This window comes from Sphaerisporangium sp. NPDC049003 (genome assembly GCF_043197795.1).
Lineage (GTDB): Bacteria > Actinomycetota > Actinomycetes > Streptosporangiales > Streptosporangiaceae > Sphaerisporangium.
The window spans coordinates 66,247-83,827 of sequence record NZ_JBICTU010000025.1; the positions used below are offsets into that span (position 1 = coordinate 66,247).

Sequence of the window (17,581 nt, forward strand, 5' to 3'; positions counted from 1 at the left end):
TGGGAGTCGTGGTGACGACGCCACACACCGCTGGGGCCGCGCAGGCTCCGGTGGGGCTCGGCACAGCCACCAGCTACGCGGTCCTCGCCGGGTCCACGGTCACCAACACCGGCCCCACCGTCGTCACCGGGGACCTGGGAGTGAGCCCTGGTTCGGCGGTGACCGGCTTCCCGCCCGGCACCGTGATCGGGACCATCCACGCGGCCGACGCCGCCGCTGTACAGGCCCAGGTCGACCTGACCACCGCCTACAACGACGCCGCAGGCCGGACCCCCGTCACCACCGTGCCCACAGAACTGGGCGGCACCACCTTGACGCCAGGTGTCTACACCTCGGCGGCCGGCACCCTGGGGATCACGGGGAACCTGACCCTCAACGCCCAAGGCGACCCGAACGCGGTCTTCATCTTCCAGGCCGCGTCCACCCTCATCACCGCGTCCGCCAGCACGGTGACACTCATCGGGGGCGCCCAGGCGTGCAACGTGTTCTGGCAGGTGGGCAGTTCGGCGACCCTGGGAACGAGTTCCAGCTTCGTCGGGAGCATCCTGGCACTCGCGTCCATCACCGTGACCACCGGCGTGACCGTGAACGGTCGCCTGCTCGCTCGCAACGGCGCGGTCACCCTGGATTCGGACACCGTCACGCGTTCCGACTGCCTGATCCCTCCTGACAGGAGGACCACCACGACGGTGACCTCGTCGTCACCCACGGCTCAGGTCGGAACTCCGGTCACCTTCACCGCGACGGTGACCTCCGCGGCGGGGTTGGTCCCCACGGGCACGGTCAGCTTCACCTCCGGCGGAATGAGCATCGGCTCGGCCCCACTGGACGTGAAAGGCCACGCGAGCCTGACGGTCTCGAATCTTCCGCTCGGGCCACACCAGATCGTCGCCACCTATTCGGGCTCGGCACAGCTGAATTCCAGCATCTCAGCGCCGTTGACCCAGATCATCGTCACCGGCCCCATCCCACCCACTCCGACCCCCACCCCCACCCCGACCCCCACCCCCACCCCCACCCCGACACCGACACCAACACCAACACCAACGCCCACACCGACCCCGACACCGACCCCGACCCCGACGGCCGTCCCAGGTGGCTCCGCGCCGGCGAAGGGTGAGGAGAAGAAGTGCGACGAGAAGCCGAGGAACGCCAAGGCTCGCGATCAGCAATGCCGGGAATGGGACCGCAGGCACCATCGCCGGGAGCACGGCCGCCTGGTGACCGTCCAGACACTCCATACCCTCCACGGAGTGTTCAGTGAAGGCGGTCACGGAGGCCACCACAGCACCCACAGATCCTGGTCCGCACACCGACCGGGTCATCACCACGGGTACGGAAAGCCCCACAAACACAAGCGCCCGCATTTCCGTAGGCACCACATGAAGCACCCGAAACTGCGCGCGAGGATCGCCATAACCGGCTGACCCACCACTGGGCTTGGCGGCCGCGCCCGGGGTGAGCCCGGCCCGCAGGACGGCGCGGGCCTGGAAGCCGCGGCTCGACGTCGTGGCGCCGCCGCTGAGCGTGCTATCCGTACTGTTGTCAGGGTTCACCCGGTTGGACTGAAAGACTGCTGCGTATCCGTTGGGCAAAGCCTGGGACACCTGCCCGGTCCAGCGCGCTAGTGATGTCCAGCACAGACATGGGCGGGCGACGTTTCCCGGCCGACATCCTGGCCAGAACGCCCATCACCTCACGAAGGTTCTGGGCCAGGAGCGCACATAGGTAGGTATCGGGATCGACCACGGTGAGTCCATAGCAACTCAGAGTCGACGCAGGGAAGTCGGAGAGGTTCCAGGTAACCAAAATCTGTGCACGACCAGCAATTGCAGCGGCCATATGGTGACAGTCGTCGGGGTCGGGGCCGTCGATTCGGTCGAGCAAGTGCTTGTAGTCGTCTTCGGAAACGCGGGTATCGGCAAAGAACTCCCGGATGGCCGCACTGATGCGCGCCGCCGCCGGGGCCGAGCGCCCTCGCTCGCGCACGATCACACGCTCCCACTCGTCGAGCAGATGATCGCTCCAGACCAAGGCATGCACCGCGTCCTCAGTCAGAGCCAGCATCAGATCCATTAGTGAGAATGGGAACAGGACATTGGTATCGACGAAGACCCGGGCCATCGACCGGTACCCCTCGGGAGATCAGTAGGGAAGATCCGCCTCTTCGGCGACTTCCATGATCCTGCGTCGGCCTTCGGCGCGGTGCTCGCGACGCTCCTGGAACTCCAAGACGTCCGCCAGTCGGACCAGGCGGTGACTGCTGCCTGGCAAACGCTGGGAGGGAATCTCCCCTTCCTCCAGCAACCGCGTGACGAAGGGACGCGACAGACCGAGCAACTGGGAGACCTCGTTCGGGGTCAGACGGGCCTCGACCGGAAGGGCGAAGACTGCGTTGCCCTTCGCAAGGTCGTGAGCCGCAGCCACCACGAGATTCACAAGTGATTCGGGCAGCACAATGTCACGGCCGTCGGGCCTGCGAAGGACCAGTTGGGCATGCAGTGCGGCAGCGGCAGTCTCAAGATCAGCAAATAGCTCACGGTCGCCGCTACCTGCTTCGACACGCGTAGCGCTGGCCAGAACACCTGTGCGGGGCACGGTCGGTCACCTCCACCGCCAAGACCATATCTGAAATAACTGTAACCCGCGAGGCTTCAGAACGCTATCTCTGGCCCGCCGTACGCGCGACCAGGAGACTGCCTGGCTTCATCGCCATTCGCGTGCGGCCGCGCGGTAACCGCGCTGGCCAGGCAGTGATTCAGTAAGGTCGGTGGGCCCCCTTGGAAATGCCCGAGGCGGGGCGAGGGTCTTATCTGTCCTCGGGGACCGACTCGATGAGGCGGACGAGGCCCCTCGCGTCGAGGAGGTCGACGGGCCGTACGGTCTCGTTGGCGCGGACGTAGTGGAAGGCGGCGCCGACCTTCGAGAGCGGGACCCCAGCGAGGTGGGACCAGGCCAGCCGGTAGGCCGCGAGCTGGACGGCCGAGGCCCTGGCCGCCTGCCCGCGCGGGCGCTCCCCCGTCTTCCAGTCGACCACCACGTAGCCGTCACCGTCGGCGAAGACCGCGTCCATGCGCCCCCGGACGAGCCGGTCGGCGATCATGGTCTCGAAGGGGACCTCCAGGTCGACCGGTTCCAGGGCCGCCCACGGGCTCTCCTCGAACCGGGTCCGCAGCTCGGCGAGCTGGACGTCCACCCCCGAAAGGTCGTCGGAGGCGCCGGGCAGCTCGAAGTCGTCGATCAGGCGCTGCTGACCCCACCGCCCCTCCAGCCAGCGGTGGAAGGCCGTACCCCTGCGGGCGAGCGGCGCGGGCTTGTGGGGCAGCGGGCGGCGGATCTGCCGCGCGAGCGCGGCCGGGTCGTCCGCCAGGGTCACCAGCGACGAGACGGTCAGGTGGGCGGGCAGCTCCACGACGGCCCCGCCACGCCGTCTGGACTGGTCGCGCTCCTTCAGCAGCAGCTCCGTGTCCCGAGCCCAGGCCCGGACACGCTCCTGCTCCCACTCCTTCATCGAACTCGCGGAGCCCACGGAACTCACAGAACTCGCGGGGTCCTCCGAGCCGGACGGGGTGCCGGGACTCGTCGCGGAGGCGGGTGCAAAAGAGCCGGGACTCGGGAGAGGGGTCACGCCGTTGATGGCGTTCATGACCATGTCGGCGCCGCTCCGGATGGCGTCGTACCGCTCGCCTTCCGGGGTGACCGGCCACTGCTCCGCCGGGGGCTCGGCCAGCAGGGGGTTCACGGCGTCGTCCTCGATCTCCGGAGCCCAGTAGGCCACCTGACCGGACGCCTCGCGGATCTCCCGCAGGAAGTCGGACGGGTCGAGCGGCCGGGCGGCCGACCCCCACCGGTAGCCGGAGGCGATCAGCAGGTAGTGGGCCCGCGTGACGGCGACGTACGCGAGGCGGCGCTCCTCCATGAGGTCGCGCTCGCGGCAGCGCTCGTCGAACTCCGCCAGGTCGTCCTTCTCCAGCCCGTTCAGCACCGGAAGGTCGGCCCTGTCGCCCCGCAGGACGTACGGCAGCTTGCGGGGGTTCTCGGTCCAACGGGAGTTGGTCACGGGTGTGGCGGGGAAGACGCTGCCCTTGGCCAGGGCGCCCTTCTGGGTGGTGAGCTGCGAGAGCCCCGGCACGATCACGACCGGCCACTCCAGCCCCTTGGAGGCGTGCACGGTCATCAGCTTGACGCTGTTGGTCTCGCCGACCCGCCCGGCTTCCAGGCCGAACTCCTCCGACTCCGCCGCCTTGAGATAGGCGAGGAAGGCGCCCAGCGTGGGATCCTCGGCGTCGCCGGCGAACCGCGACGCGGCGTCGAGGAAGGCGTCCAGGTCGGCGCGGGCGGTGAGCGGCCCTCCGCCCCTGGCCGCGACCTCGACGTCCAGGCCGAGCCGCCGTTCGACCTCGGCGATCAGGTCGGGCAGCGGCTGACCGGTGTGCGATCGAAGGACGCGCAGCTCCTGGGCCAGGCGCGGCAGGCGCGCGCGGGCCAGCGGCGAGAACGGCTCCAGCCACTCGGGCCGGTCGGGCAGCTCGTCCAGCGCGTCGACCAGGCTGCCGCGCTCCTCGGCCATGTCGGCGACGACCTGCTCCAGCGGGTCGTCCGCGCCCGGGCGGCCCCGGTTCGCGATGGTCAGCTCCCTGGCCAGCTCGCCGAGCACCTTCAGGTCGGCCGGCCCGATGCGCCAGCGCGGCCCGGCGAGCAGCCGTACGAGCGCGTCGCCGGCGGTCGGCTCGTACAGCACGCGCAGCGTCGCGACGAGGTCGGCGACCTCGGGGACGGTCAGCAGGCCGCCCAGGCCGACCACCTCGACCGGGATGTCGCGCGCCTCAAGGGCCCGCCGGAGCGCGGGGAACTGCGCGCGCTTGCGCGCCAGGATGGCGACGTCCTGCGGTTGCAGGGCCATCGCGCCGCCCCAGGCGCCGCCCGGTTTGACCTTCTCGCGGAGCTTGTCGCGCTCGCCCTCGCCCCACGGCAGGCCGTCGGGCGCGATCTCCCTGCCGAGCATGCGGACCACGCCGTCGGCGATCCAGGCGGCCTCGTCCTCGGCGGTCTGGTGGAACGCGCACACGACCCTTCCGCGCCCGACGCGGTTCACGCCCGGCACCAGCACGGGCACCTCCCGCGCCTCCTCGCGGAGGGGGACCTGCACCCGGGCCGCGACGTCGAGCACCCTTTCGCCGTTGCGGAAGCTGACCGAGAGCCGGCTCACGGGGGCGGGCTCGCCTGCCGTGGTGGGGAAGTCGTGGACGAACCGCTTGAGGTTGCCGGACGAGGCGCCGCGCCAGCCGTAGATCGACTGGCAGGGGTCGCCCACGGCGGTCACCGGGTGGCCGCCGCCGAACAGCGCGCGCAGCAGGACGAGCTGGGCGTGGCTGGTGTCCTGGTACTCGTCGAGGAGCACCACAGAGAACCTGCCGCGCTCGATCATGCCGACCTCGGGGTGCCGGTCGGCGATGCGGGCGGCGAGCGCCATCTGGTCGCCGTAGTCGATGACCTCGCGGCTGCGCTTGAGCCGGTTGTACGCGTCGACCATCGGCAGGAACTGCTCACGGACGTCCTGAGTGCGCACCGGTCGGCGCTGCGCGAGCGTCGGCCTGCCGCCAAGCTGGGCGAGTCGCTCGTCGAGCCAGTGGCCGACCTCGCGCACCTCGTCGGGCGTGCGCAGGTGCTCCGACAGCTCGCCGGCGAGGTCGAGCACGGCCGCCGTGACGGAGGGCGGGGCGAGATCGACGCGGTCCATCGGGCCGTCGTACCGGCCCACCACGCGGGCCGCCATCTGCCACGAGATGGCGGGGCTCACCAGCCGCATGGTCGGCTCAAGCGCCTCGCGGAGGGCGTGGTCGGTGACCAGCCGCGCGGCGTACGCGTGGTAGGTGGACACCGTGGGCTCGGCGTCCAGCAGCTCGGGCGGGGCGAGCCCGACCTCGGCGAGCCGGGTGAGCCGCTTGCGCACCCGGGCGGCCAGCTCGGCGGCGGCCTTGCGGGTGAAGGTCAGGCCGAGGACGCGCTCGGGCCGGACCAAGCCGTTGGCGACCAGCCAGACGACCCGCCCGGCCATGGTCTCGCTCTTGCCGGAACCCGCGCCGGCGACCACCACCATCGGCTCCCTCGGCGCCTCGATGACGGCGGCCTGCTCGGGGGTGGGCGGCGCGATGCCGAGCTTCTCGGCCAGTTCCATCGGCCCGATCAGGGCCGGGCGGGTCGTCTCCGTGGCGGAGCCGGCACCCGGGCCCGGCGTGGACGGCCCTAGCAAACCTGGCCCCCGCTGTCGTTCACGGGGCAGCTCACCTTGGCCGCGCAGGTGCGGCAGCCGTCGTTCACCTTGGCGGTGAACACCCCGGCGGCCATGCCGGTGGCCACGGTCTCCACCAGCTCGCGCGCCCACTCGGGCTCGGGATCCTCGCCGAGGGCGCCCTGCCGCTGCTCCTTGGCGACCTTGGCCTCCTTGCCGGCCGCCTTGCCGACCTGGACGAGCGAGGCTCCGCCCGGCTCGGTCATGCCGTGCCGCTCGAAGGCCCCGAGGAGGGTGGCGAGCTGGTAGACCCCGAGCTGGGGGTGGCGGTCGAGCTCGGCGTCCGGCGGCTTGGCGGTGCCGGTCTTGAGGTCGATGATCACGGCCCTGCCCTCGCCGTCGCGCTCCACGCGGTCGACGCGGCCACGGATCTGCACGCCGTCGGACAGAACGGCCGTGAACGCCTCCTCGACCGCGACGAGCTCCCTGGGGTTCTCCTCGTGCCAGGTGAGGAACCGGGCGACCATCTGCTCGGCCACCTTGCGCTGCTTGCGGTTGAACCAGACGCCGCCGAAGTCGAGCTCGTCCCAGATCTCGTCGAGCCGCTTGCCGAGCGTGTCACCCGCCTGCCCGGCCACGGCCAGGACCGCGATGGCGTGGATGACGCTGCCGAGGCTGCGGGACATGTCGGTGCCCGAGGCGCCGACGGCCGTCTCCAGCAGCCAGCGCAGCCCGCACTTGGTGAAGCTCTCGACCGCAGAAGGCGAGACTCGGACGATGTTCTCGGGCCAGCTCAGCGGGCGGTCGTCGGAGATCGGCGTGAGCGCGTACCACTCGCCGGGGTGGGCTCCGGGGACGCCGGCACGGGCCAGCCTCGCCAGGTGCCCGGCGGCGGCCGTGCGCATCGGCTCGGGCCTCGTGGGGTCGCACACGGCCGATCGCAGGTCGGCGACCAGGGCGGACATGCTCAGCCAGCGTGCGCGGTCGTCGACCGCGGCCTCCTCGACGGCCCCTGGGAGCAGCTCGGACAGAAAGCGGGACGGCCGCTCGTCGGTGTCCTCGCCGCCGACCGCGGTCACCACCAGGCGGCGGCGCGCGCGCGTGGCGGCCACGTAGAACAGGCGGCGCTCCTCGGCGAGCAGCTTGGAGGCCAGGGCGGCTCCGGCCGCGTCGGCCCCGTCGAGCACGGAACCCTCCGAGAGCTCGACCAGCTCCTCGACACCCAGCAGCGACCCGCGCAGCCGCAGGTCGGGCCAGACGCCTTCCTGCACGCCCGCGACCACCACGACGTCCCACTCAAGACCCTTGGAGCGGTGGGCGGTGAGGATGCGCACGGCGTCGCCGTCGGGCGCGTGCTCGGCCAGCGAGTCGCCGGGGATCTCCTGCGACATCAGGTCATCGAGGAAGACCTCGGGCCCTGCGTGGGGAAGGCGGTCGACGAAGCGCGCGGCGTAGTCGAACAGCGCCACCACCGCGTCGAGGTCACGGTCGGCCTGGGCCCCCTTGGCCCCGCCCGCGAGGCTCGCTTCGGTCCAGCGCTCGGCCAGGCCGGAGGCCTGCCAGATCGCCCACAGTGCCTCCTCGGCGGTGTCGCCCCGGCTCACGGCCTCGCCGGCGGCGGTGACCAGGGCGGCGACGCGCCCGGCGCCGGCGCCCACGTGCGGCTCGATCGGGATGAGCTCGCGGGCGTCGCGTACGGCCGCGACCAGCAGCTCGTCGGACGAGCGCGGGGGCAGCGGCATCGGGGCCGCCGGAAGCGCCGCCGCCGCCAGCTCGGCGACGCGCAGCGCGCGGCGCAGGCGGCGCACGCCTATCGCGTCGGTGCCGCCCAGCGGGCCGGTGAGCAGCTCCTCGGCGGTGGCGACGTCGAGCGTGGCCGGGTGGAGCGCCACGCGCAGCAGGGTGACGAGCTGCCGCACGCCGGGCTCCTGGATGAGGGGCACCTCGTCGCCCGCCACCACGACCGGCACGCCCGCGGTGAGCAGGGCGCGTCGCAGCATGGGCACCTGGCGGCCGGCCGATCGCACCAGCACCGCCATGCGTGACCAGGGAACCCCTTCGAGCAGGTGCGCCCGGCGCAGCGTGTCGGCGACGACGGCCGCCTCCTGCGTCTCGCTGTCGGCGAGCAGGACCCGGACCTGGCCCGCGTCGGCGCCCTCCACGGGAAGCAGGTCACGGTGGTCGCCACGGGTGCGGCCCGCGCCCGGTGGCACGGGCAGGCGGGCGGCGACGCGCCGGGAGGCGGTCAGGAGGTCGGGGCCGCTGCGGCGGCACACCCGGAGCGCGACGACGGACGCCTCCTGGCCCTCCAGCGTGCGGAACCGCTCGGGGAAACTCAGGATGCCGCGCACGTCGGCGCCGCGGAAGCCGTAGATCGACTGGTCGGGGTCGCCGACGGCCACCAGGTCGCGGCCGTCCCCCGCGAGCTGCTGGAGCAGGAACTCCTGCGCGGGGTCGGTGTCCTGGTACTCGTCGACGAACACGACGTCGTAGGCGGCCCGCTCGCGCTGCCGAACCTCGACGTCGGTCAGCAGTGCGGCGGCGGCGCGGATCAGCTCGGCGTAGTCGAGCGCGGGGCTCGGATCGAGGTCGAACCGGTCGGCGTAGCGGTAGGCGAAGCGGCCCGCGGCGACCCAGTCGGCACGTCCGTGCTCGCGGCCCAGAACGACGAGGTCCTCGCCGTCGAGACCGCGCTCGGCGCCGCGCGCCAGGAAGTCGCGCAGCTCCTCGGCGAAGCCGCGCGTCTTCAGCGCCTCGCGCATGCTGGAAGGCCACTGCCTGGCGCCGTCCTCCAGCTCGCCGTGGAGCAGGCGGCGGATCTCCAGGAGCTGCTCGGGGCCGGTCAGCAGGCGCGGCGGCGCGGCGCCCGCGAGCACGGCCTCACGGCGCAACAAGGCGTAGGCGTAGCTGTGGAACGTGAGCGCGAGCGGCGTTCGCGTGGTGCGGCGCATACGGCCGGTGATACGCTCGCGCAGCTCTTCGGCGGCCTTGCGGCTGAACGTGAGCACCAGCACCCGCTCGGGGTCCGCTCCGCGCCGCTCGACGCGATCGACGACGCTCTCGACGATCGTGGTGGTCTTGCCGGTGCCGGGGCCCGCGAGCACGAGCAACGGGCCGCCCTCGTGGCGCACGACCGCGCGTTGGTGCTCGTCGAGAGCAGGAGGCATCGCCTGCCCCGTGCTTCCCCGCCGCACCAGACGGTAGGCCTGACCACTCACAACACGCTATTCCACCAGACCACACGGGTAGATCGTGCCGACTCGACCGTACGGCGCCTGTGTCGATCTCCGCCGAGGATGACAAAACACGTTACCGGGGGGTTGCTCCGGTCTCCGGGAGTGACACGGCCCATAGGTGAAAGGCCTTCTCCCGGGTCCGCTTCGGCCCTGATTGGCCCTGTCTGACGGCCGGGCGCCCTGCCAGCATGGCGAGCGGACAAGCCACTGGGGCTTCACGGGGAGGTCGACATGCCGGTGACCACTGTGCCCGCCGGGGCGGCGACCGCATGACGGGCGACCGCGCCCGTACGGACGCGGACGGCGACCGTATGACGAGCCACCGCGCCCGTACCAACGCGGACGGCGACCAACTGGGAGGCGTGGGCGGCGGTGTCCGTGGCCGGTGGCGGGGGGCGGTGGGGGCGGCGACGGCGATGTTCTGCGTCGGGACGCTGACGGCGGTGTCCCCGGCGCTGCACGACTATCCGATCTACGGCGGGCAGGCCCTGCGGTACGCGGCGGGCGCGATCCCGCTCCTTCTGGTCATGCGGGCACGCCGGCTCCCACATCTGCGCCTGAACGCCCGGGAGATCGTGCTGGTCGTGCTCCTCGCCGTCGTCGGGCTCGCCGCGTTCAACATCTTCGTCATCGAGTCCACCCGGTACGCCGACCCGGCGACGGTCGGCACGATCGTGGCCACCGTGCCCATCGTCCTCGCCCTGGCCGGGCCGCTCATGGAAAGGCGGCGGCCGACCCCGCACATCGTCGTGGCCGCCGCGGTGGTCGCGGGCGGCGCCGCGGTCGCCACGGGCCTCGGCCACGCCACGCTTCCCGGGGTGCTGCTCGCGCTCGGCGCGCTCGCGTGCGAGGTCGGGTTCTCGCTTCTGGCCGTCCCCCTGCTGCCGCGGCTCGGCGCGATCCGCGTGTCGGCGTACGCGACCGCCGCGGCCGTCCCGCTCCTGGCGGTCGCCGGGCTCGTGGCGGACGGACGCGCGGCGGTCCGGCCGCCGACGGTCGCCGAGGCGGCGGCGATGGTCTACCTCGCGCTCGTGGTGACGGCCTTCGCGTTCTTCTGCTGGTACGACGCGCTGCCCCGGCTCGGTCCCGAACGCGCGGGGCTGTTCTCCGGCTTCCTGCCGATCGGGGCGATCGTCTCCAGCGTGATCCTCGAAACCGGGCATCCCGGCGTCCCTGATCTCCTCGGCGCCGCGCTGGTCATCGGCGGCCTGCTCCTCGGCCTGCGTCCCCGGCGGGCGTCCCGCGCCGCCCCTCCTATCTCTCGAACTCCGACCACGCGCCTGCCAGCCGATCTACCAGACGGTCGAGCACGGCCGGGTCCAACGTGAAGGCCAGGCGGATGAACCGGTCGTGAGCGCCGGTGGGGTCCGTCGTCGAGCCCGGCACCACCTCGACGCCGTGCCTGAGCGCCACGTGCGAGAACTCGGTGGCGTCGACCCCGGGCAGCTCGATCCACAGCCCGCTGCCGCCGTCGGGCCGGCGCCATCGCCAGGCCGGCAGCCGCTCGCGGAGCAGCTTCTCGATATGACCGAGCCGCTGCTCGCGTGCGGGCGCGCGGGCGGCCTGGATCCTGGGCAGTCCGGGGATGAGCCGCGCCGCGAGCATCTGGTCGATGACCGGGCTGCCGAGGTCGGCGAGGGCCTTGCGGCGTGCCAGCCTCTCGACGAGCTCCGCCGGGCCCCGCACCCATCCGATCCGCAGCCCGGCCCAGACCACCTTCGTCAGGGAACCCGCGGAGAGGACCTTCGCCCCGCGCGGCGCGTACGCGGCGAGCAGGCCGGGGGCGTCGGCGAGATAGGCGTTGTCCTCCAGGACCGGCACGTCGTACCGGGCGGCGAGCTCGCCGATCCTGCGCCGCCGGGCCGCCGACATCAGGACGCCGGTCGGGTTGTGGAACGTGGGCATCAGGTAGATCAGGTCGGGCCTGCCGGAGGCGAGGACGCCCGCCATGGCGCGGGCGTCGGCGCCCTCGTCGTCCAGGGGCACGGTGACGATGCGGGTGCCGCGCGCCCGGAACACGTCGAGGCAGCCGGGCCAGCCGGGCGACTCGGCCAGGGCGGTGCCGCCCGGCCCTAGGAAGAGCTCGGAGACCAGCACGAGGGCCTGGTGCGCCCCCGTCGTGACGAGGATCTGGCCGGGGGTGGTGGGGAGCCCCGTGCCGGTCAGGTGCGCCGCGATGGCCCGGCGCAGCTCGGGAAGCCCGGCGGGGTGGTAGCCGGGCTCGTCGAAGGCCGTCTCAAGATCGGCGCCCGCGAGGTCACGTAAGGCCGTGACCAGCTCGGGGACGGCGCCCTGCGACGAGCTCGCCACCGTGATCAGCTCGCCCGGCCCGTCGATGAGGTGCTGGTACATCAGGGCGCCGGTGCCTCCGGGCACGCGCCCGTCCGAGATCGGCGGGCGCGTCAGGGCGTTCTCGGCGACGCGGGTGCCGCTCCCCCTGCGGCTCTCGACGAGCTCCGCCTCGCGCAGGGCCTCGTACGCGGCGACGACGGTGGTGCGGCTGACCCGCAGGACCCCGGCGAGCTGCCGTTCGGAGGGGATGCGCTGGCCGGGGAGCAGCGCGCCGCTCTGGATGGCCTTGCGGATGCCGTCGGCCAGCCTGCGGTAGAGCGGGCCCGTAGCGCTGGGCCAGGTCGCGAACGAGGCGATGACCTCACTCTCAGAGCGCTGGGAGCCGTGGGCGCGCCGTGGATGTGATGCGCGTGGCATGTCCACCTGTCACCTCGTTCGGCCGGAAGCTCGGTCCACTTTCCCACGGCGGCCAGCGAAGTGGGCCGCCTGCTCCCGGGAGCCTTCTCAGCCCAGCGCGAGCATGGCGGGGGCGAACAGGAGGTCGAGGTCGCCGGGGAGGGGGCCTCCGCGCACCATCAGGGCCGTGTCGAAGGCCCGGGTGAGCCCGCGCCCGGCCGTCCAGGCCGTCAGTTCGGCGTGCCGGGCGTCGATGTCCAGACGGACCGGCCCGTGCAGGCCGCTCACCAGTTCGGCGATCAGCGCCCGGGCGACGGCCGTGCTCTCGCCGACCACGGGCCCGACGGCGACGCTGTCCAGGTTGCGCCATGCCGCGCCGAACCCGGCTATGGCCCCGCCGTGCTCGACGACGCGGGTCTGGTCGGCGAAGGTGAACAGCCGGGTGACGAGCCGCGTGCGGGGCGCGCCCGACGCGCGGGCGTCCAGGGCGATGACCGCCTCCAGGTCTCCTTCGTGCGCCGGGCGGACCCCCTCGTGCTTGACGTCCTCGGGATCGAGTGTGAGGTGCCCGGTATGCGTGACGACCGTGCCGACCGTCTCGAAGCCCAGCCTCTCGTACAGCCCCTTGCCGTACCGCGTCGCGGTGAGGAAGACCGTCGCGCCGCCGGCCTGCTGGAGGGCGTGGAGCATGAGCCGGCGTCCGAGCCCCATGCGGCCGTACCGGGACGCCACCAGCACCATGCTGATCACGGCGAGATCGCTCCCGTAGCGGGTCAGCACCGTCGTGCCGGCCAGGCCGCCGGCGGGGTCGTCGATGCCGTAGACCTCGCCGACCTCGAAGAGCAGGCGCCACTTGGCCTCCTCGGGAAGCCACTGACGGTCGATGGCCAGCAGCAGGCAGTCGCGCAGGTCATCGAGACCGAGCCTCCTGACCGGTACGTGCGTGACGCCGGGCCGGTCGGCGAAGCCCGATTCCATGTGTTACCCCCGAAGATGCGTCCCGGGCCCTCGAACCCGCTCCGTCCGGCATCATCGACCACATTTGCTGACGAATCCACAGATTTTCCCCACAGCAAACCGCCCCTTGTGCGGACACCGCCGGGGCCCGGGGTCAGCCGTCGTAGACCCAGCCGGTTTTCTGGAGGCGGGTGACGCTTTTCCAGACGCGCGCGTCGCAGGAGGTGGCGGCCAGGTTCCGGAAGTCGCGGTCGCCCACGAAATGCGTCTCGGACAGGTCGAGCCAGCTGTCCTTGGTCGCGTGCGGATCCCACCCGGCCGTCGGGATCGAGAGATGGTCACCGCGGTCGGACTTGTCCTGGCTGGTGATCTTCAGGACTTCCACCTTGCGCGGGTGAGTCCGTACGACGAGGCAGGGACGGACCTTGGAACCCGAGCCGTCGGAGTAGGGGACGTCGGCCCACCAGATCTGGCCGGGCGCGGCACGCGACTCCCACGCCGGGCTCGGCGGCCGGGAGTGTACGACCAGGGGCCGCCGCCCCGGGCCGGCGGGACCGCCCCCGCGCCCGGGATGAGGCCGCTCGCGTCCGGGAAGCGGCCGCTTGCGTCCGGGACCGGACGCCTTCGCCCCGCGCCGCGACGCCCCCCGCCCGCGCGGCGCGATCCTCCCGCGTACGAGCGCGGCCACGACGCCCACGGCCACGAGCAGGACCCCGCACAGAATCAGCACGGCCATCAGCCGGTCGCCCGCCATCACGGGTGCGTGCTGAAGACGTGGTCGACGAGCCTGGCGGTGGCCTTCCCGTCGTCCCGGGGCGCGTAGGTGCGGACGAACGCGTCGTACCGGTCGGCGTAGTCGCCGGAGAGCGCGTCGATGAGGCGCACGGCCTCGATCACGTCGCTTCCCTCCGACAGCAGCGGCCCCGGGGCCTGGGTGCGCAGGTCGAGGTAGAGGCCGCGCGTGTTCCGGTAACGCTCCAAGTCGTACCCGAAGAAGACCATCGGGCGCCGGGTCACCGCGAAGTCGAACATCACCGAGGAGTAGTCGGTGATCAGCACATCAGCGATCAGCAAAAGATCGGCCATATCGGGGTAAGTCGTGACGTCGATGGCGAAGGGATACTCCCGGCTCATCGGCCCCGGACGCACCAGAGACGCGGGGCCGGGGACCACCAGCCCCGGAACCGTCGGCGGCGCCTGCGCCATGTGGCCCCGGACCAGCAGCACGTGGTCGCGCCCGAGCACCCGCCTGGCCTCGGCGAGGTCGAGCCGCACCGAGCTGTTCCTGCGGTCGTGGTCGCGCCACGTCGGGGCGTACAGCACCACGCGCTTGCCCACCGGCACCCCGAGGCTCCGCCGCACGGCCGCCGCGAGATCGGACCGGTCGTGGGCGAGGACGTCGTTGCGCGGATAGCCGGACTCGATGATCTCTCCACCGTAGCCGAACGCGCGGCGCAGCACCTCGGAGCCCCAAGGGCTCTGCGTGACGAGCAGGTCCCAGTTGGCCACCTCGGCGGCCTGGCGGTACCAGGCGGCCGGCCTCGGCTCGCGGGACATGTGGCGCTGGTCGCCTCCGACGCGCTTGAGCGGGGTGCCGTGCCAGGTCTGCACGCAGGTCTGGTCCTCGCGGGCACGGAACCACTGGGGAAGCATCGTGTTGGTGATGATGTGGCTCGACCTGGCCAGCGCCGTGTAGTGCTCGCGGCCGCCCTCGCGCACGACCGTGGGCGTGACGCCGGGACCGAGACCCAGCGCGGCGGAGTCCGGCGGGACGAAGGCGCCGTCCTTGACGACCCAGATGTGCTCGCGGTCGTCGCCGCGCCGAAGCCGCTCCTCGTAGATCGCCCGCGCGCTGTCGGAGTAGGACCGGCCGTCGAAGGACACGTACACCGTGGCGTCGCGCAGCTCGCGGCGGCGCTCGGCGGGGTAGTGGACCCTGCGCAGCGCCCAGAGACCGCCCGCGCCCTTCTCGTCGTCCGGCAGGTGCTCGGCGGCGACCAGGACGGGAACGTCGAAGCGCGTGGCCACCAGGCGGTACTCACGGTCGCCCACGATGTGGACGCCCTCGTCGAGCGTGTCGAGCAGGCGGTGGTCCACCCGCAGGGGCGCGGTCGTGCCCTTGCCGCCCGCGACCGACAGGCTCCAGGCGCCCGACGCCAGCGCCACCGTGCCGCCGAACCGGGGCATGGCTCCCGGCGCGAGCCGTACGGAGAAGTCCGAACCGGAGCGCCCGAGCGGCACACGGTAGGTCAGGCCGGCCCGCTGGCGCAGCACTATCTCGCGCTGCCCCGGGTCGGTGTCGGGATAGGTGCCCGCCAGCGTCAGCGTGCCGTCGTCACTCCACGTGGCCGAGGTGATCACCGGCCAGACGCGGTGGGCCGAGACCACGGCCCGGTCGCGCCGGTCGCGAAGCACGGTGACCTCGCGGCGGTCGATCGCGAGGTGGGTCTCGGCGGTGTTCTCCATCATGACCGGCGCGGCCGGATCGCCCTTGGGCTCGATCCAGAGGCGGCGGGCGTCCCGCTCCTTCATCAGGGCGGGCACGGCGAGCGCGACCGAGAACCGCGTGCCGCCCTCCACCGGAGTGAAGTCGGCGTGGATGCGGTGGCCGCCGAGGCGGGCCCTGCCCTTGGTCGCCGTCGTGCCGGGCAGGAAGCCGGTCAGCTCGATCTGGTCGGCGACGTGCGCGACCCCGGTCAGCTCGGCCCTTGTGGGCTGGAGCACGACCTGGAAGGCCCGGTCGGAGGTCCACGCCGGGCGCACCCACCAGCCGGGACGGACGCGGAGCCCGGCCGGGCGCTCGGTGCGCCCCACCACGGGACCGCGCAGGGCGCCGGTGGCCCGCGCGCCACGGCTCCAGATGACGATGTCGGCACGCCAGGTGGTGGTGTCGGGGACCGCCGGCCGGTGGCGCAGCAGCCGCTGGGCGCCGTGGACGGCGGCGCGGATCGCCGCGCGCCAGCGCAGCGACCACGGCCGTACCTCGGCCACGAACCCGGCCCAGTCGTAGTTGCAGCCCGGCTCGCCCGCGCCGTGGGTGGTCTCCGGACGGTAGACGCGACGGGTGCGCGCGTAGACGGGCGGCACCCAGCGAGGGCCCCTGAGCACCACGGTCGCGCGGTTGAGTCGCCGGCTCCGCACGGACAGCCCGACGAGGTAGGCGTGGCCGGTGACGCGCAGCCGCCCGCCGTGCCAGGAGACGTCGTCGACCTCGGTCACCGGGACGAGGTCGGACCTGCGCAGGCGGAAGAGCGGTTCGGGCGCGACCACGGGCAGGTCGGCGTACCAGGCGAGGCCCTTGCGCACCCTCTTGGACGGCTCGGCCGTGGCGGCCACCAGGTTCGCCAGCTCGTCGCCCTGGGCGAGCTCGGCCGGGTCGCGGTTCTCGATGAGGTAGCAGGCCAGCCGCCGGGCGACCGGCAGGCGGCGCTTGACCGATGGCTCCACCTCGGACAGGTAGTCGCGCAGCAGGTCGATGGCCTGCCGCAGGCGGGTGGCGTCGCGTCTGGCGGCGGTCTCCAGCCGCAGGGCCAGGAGCCCGTTGAGCGCCTCGGCGTGCAGCCGCCGGCGTTCGGAGCGGGTCAGACCCGTGGAGTGGACGGCCGCGATCAGCGCGTCGAGCGGCTCTCCCCTGTCATAGAGGTCCTGGGCGGCCCGCAGCCGGTCGGCGACGATGTCGCCGGTCCGCGCGGGCGTGGCACCGGTGTCCATCAGGGAGGCACCGCCTTTCCAGTCTGACCGCAAAGGGCGTACCTGGAATGGTAATGCGACTTACTGAGAACTCACTGATGATCTCCCTGCCATCGGGCGTGGCGCATATCGGCGCGCTCTCCCCGCAGGGGCGTGCCCTCCTCCCTCCACCGCGACAGGCACCTGCTCTCGTGGCCGGGAGGCGGGGTGCCGTCGGCGTGGACGACACGCCACCAGGGGACGCCGCCTCCCCAGGTGGACATCACGCGGCCGACCTGCCTCGGGCCGCCCTCCTCAAGATATTCGGCGATGTCGCCGTAGGACATGACCCTTCCCGGCGGGATGCGCTCGACCAGGTCGAGCACCCGCTCGGCGAAGGCGGTCGGATCGGTCATGCGCTCCACTGGGCGGGGCCGAAGGAGAGGATCTCCTCAAGCTTCCCGAACTCGTAGGCCGCGTCGCCGTTCACCTGTTCGACGATGCCGTCTCGGATGCCGTAGGCCTCGCCGTCCTCACCCACCAGGCTCCCGCCGAGCATTCCGGCGAGCCGCGCGAGCTGGGCGACCTCCCAGTCGGAGGTCGGCTTCCCGTACAGGCGCCCCTGCCAGATGGCGACGGCGTACTCGCCGTCGCCGTGGCGCGCGAAGACCTCACCGGCCTCCGGTGTGCCGCGCAGCTCCAAGCCGGCGTCCGCCGACGCCGTCGCCTCCGTCAGCTCGGCGTAGGCGAGCGGCGATTCGCGTTGTACACGCAACTCGTATCCCACGAGACGGGAACC

Annotated in this window: 12 protein-coding genes; 2 read left to right on the forward strand and 10 right to left on the reverse strand. The window is 72.5% G+C overall.

Going from position 1 to position 17,581, the window contains the following annotated elements:
• Window positions 1-11: 11 nt before the first annotated feature.
• On the forward strand, window positions 12-1,427 hold the full coding sequence (locus ACGFIV_RS26290) for an ice-binding family protein (protein WP_392838039.1): 1,416 nt from the start codon (window positions 12-14) through the stop codon (window positions 1,425-1,427).
• A 118-nt stretch (window positions 1,428-1,545) separates the two neighbouring features.
• Here the strand turns inward: ACGFIV_RS26290 and ACGFIV_RS26295 are convergent, their stop codons facing one another.
• From ACGFIV_RS26295 to ACGFIV_RS26310, 4 genes are all read right to left on the reverse strand, one after another.
• Window positions 1,546-2,124 carry a PIN domain-containing protein gene (locus tag ACGFIV_RS26295; RefSeq protein ID WP_358547017.1) on the reverse strand — a complete coding sequence of 193 codons (579 nt, stop codon included), beginning with the start codon at window positions 2,122-2,124 and terminating at the stop codon, window positions 1,546-1,548.
• Between the two features lie 21 nt (window positions 2,125-2,145).
• Window positions 2,146-2,598, reverse strand: coding sequence for a helix-turn-helix domain-containing protein (locus ACGFIV_RS26300; RefSeq protein WP_358547014.1), 453 nt, complete (start codon window positions 2,596-2,598; stop codon window positions 2,146-2,148).
• A gap of 211 nt (window positions 2,599-2,809) precedes the next feature.
• A complete protein-coding gene (locus ACGFIV_RS26305; protein ID WP_392838040.1) occupies window positions 2,810-6,178 on the reverse strand; it encodes an ATP-dependent helicase in 3,369 nt (1,122 codons plus the stop codon).
• Between the two features lie 68 nt (window positions 6,179-6,246).
• Window positions 6,247-9,399: an ATP-dependent helicase gene (locus ACGFIV_RS26310; protein WP_392838041.1), complete on the reverse strand. Its 3,153-nt coding sequence runs from the start codon at window positions 9,397-9,399 to the stop codon at window positions 6,247-6,249.
• A gap of 338 nt (window positions 9,400-9,737) precedes the next feature.
• Between ACGFIV_RS26310 and ACGFIV_RS26315 the strand changes: the two genes are divergently transcribed.
• The gene (locus tag ACGFIV_RS26315; protein WP_358547006.1) at window positions 9,738-10,796 is read left to right on the forward strand and encodes a DMT family transporter; all 1,059 of its coding nucleotides are present in this window, start codon (window positions 9,738-9,740) and stop codon (window positions 10,794-10,796) included.
• Here ACGFIV_RS26315 and ACGFIV_RS26320 read toward each other — a convergent pair.
• The 6 genes from ACGFIV_RS26320 to ACGFIV_RS26345 form a co-directional block, all read right to left on the reverse strand.
• Window positions 10,723-12,177: a PLP-dependent aminotransferase family protein gene (locus ACGFIV_RS26320; protein ID WP_358547003.1), complete on the reverse strand. Its 1,455-nt coding sequence runs from the start codon at window positions 12,175-12,177 to the stop codon at window positions 10,723-10,725. The two genes, ACGFIV_RS26315 and ACGFIV_RS26320, sit on opposite strands and share 74 nt — an antisense overlap.
• An 87-nt stretch (window positions 12,178-12,264) precedes the next feature.
• Window positions 12,265-13,134: a GNAT family N-acetyltransferase gene (locus ACGFIV_RS26325; protein WP_358547000.1), complete on the reverse strand. Its 870-nt coding sequence runs from the start codon at window positions 13,132-13,134 to the stop codon at window positions 12,265-12,267.
• A 133-nt stretch (window positions 13,135-13,267) separates the two neighbouring features.
• Window positions 13,268-13,867 (reverse strand): type II toxin-antitoxin system PemK/MazF family toxin, encoded by a 600-nt coding sequence (locus ACGFIV_RS26330; protein WP_392838042.1) that lies wholly within the window; start codon window positions 13,865-13,867, stop codon window positions 13,268-13,270.
• Window positions 13,867-16,824, reverse strand: coding sequence for a CDP-glycerol glycerophosphotransferase family protein (locus ACGFIV_RS26335; RefSeq protein WP_392838043.1), 2,958 nt, complete (start codon window positions 16,822-16,824; stop codon window positions 13,867-13,869). Before ACGFIV_RS26335 ends, ACGFIV_RS26330 begins: the two co-directional genes overlap by 1 nt.
• Before the next feature lie 71 nt (window positions 16,825-16,895).
• The gene (locus tag ACGFIV_RS26340; RefSeq protein WP_358546992.1) at window positions 16,896-17,198 is read right to left on the reverse strand and encodes an MGMT family protein; all 303 of its coding nucleotides are present in this window, start codon (window positions 17,196-17,198) and stop codon (window positions 16,896-16,898) included.
• On the reverse strand, window positions 17,195-17,557 hold the full coding sequence (locus tag ACGFIV_RS26345; protein ID WP_358546989.1) for a hypothetical protein: 363 nt from the start codon (window positions 17,555-17,557) through the stop codon (window positions 17,195-17,197). Before ACGFIV_RS26345 ends, ACGFIV_RS26340 begins: the two co-directional genes overlap by 4 nt.
• Window positions 17,558-17,581 lie beyond the last annotated feature (24 nt).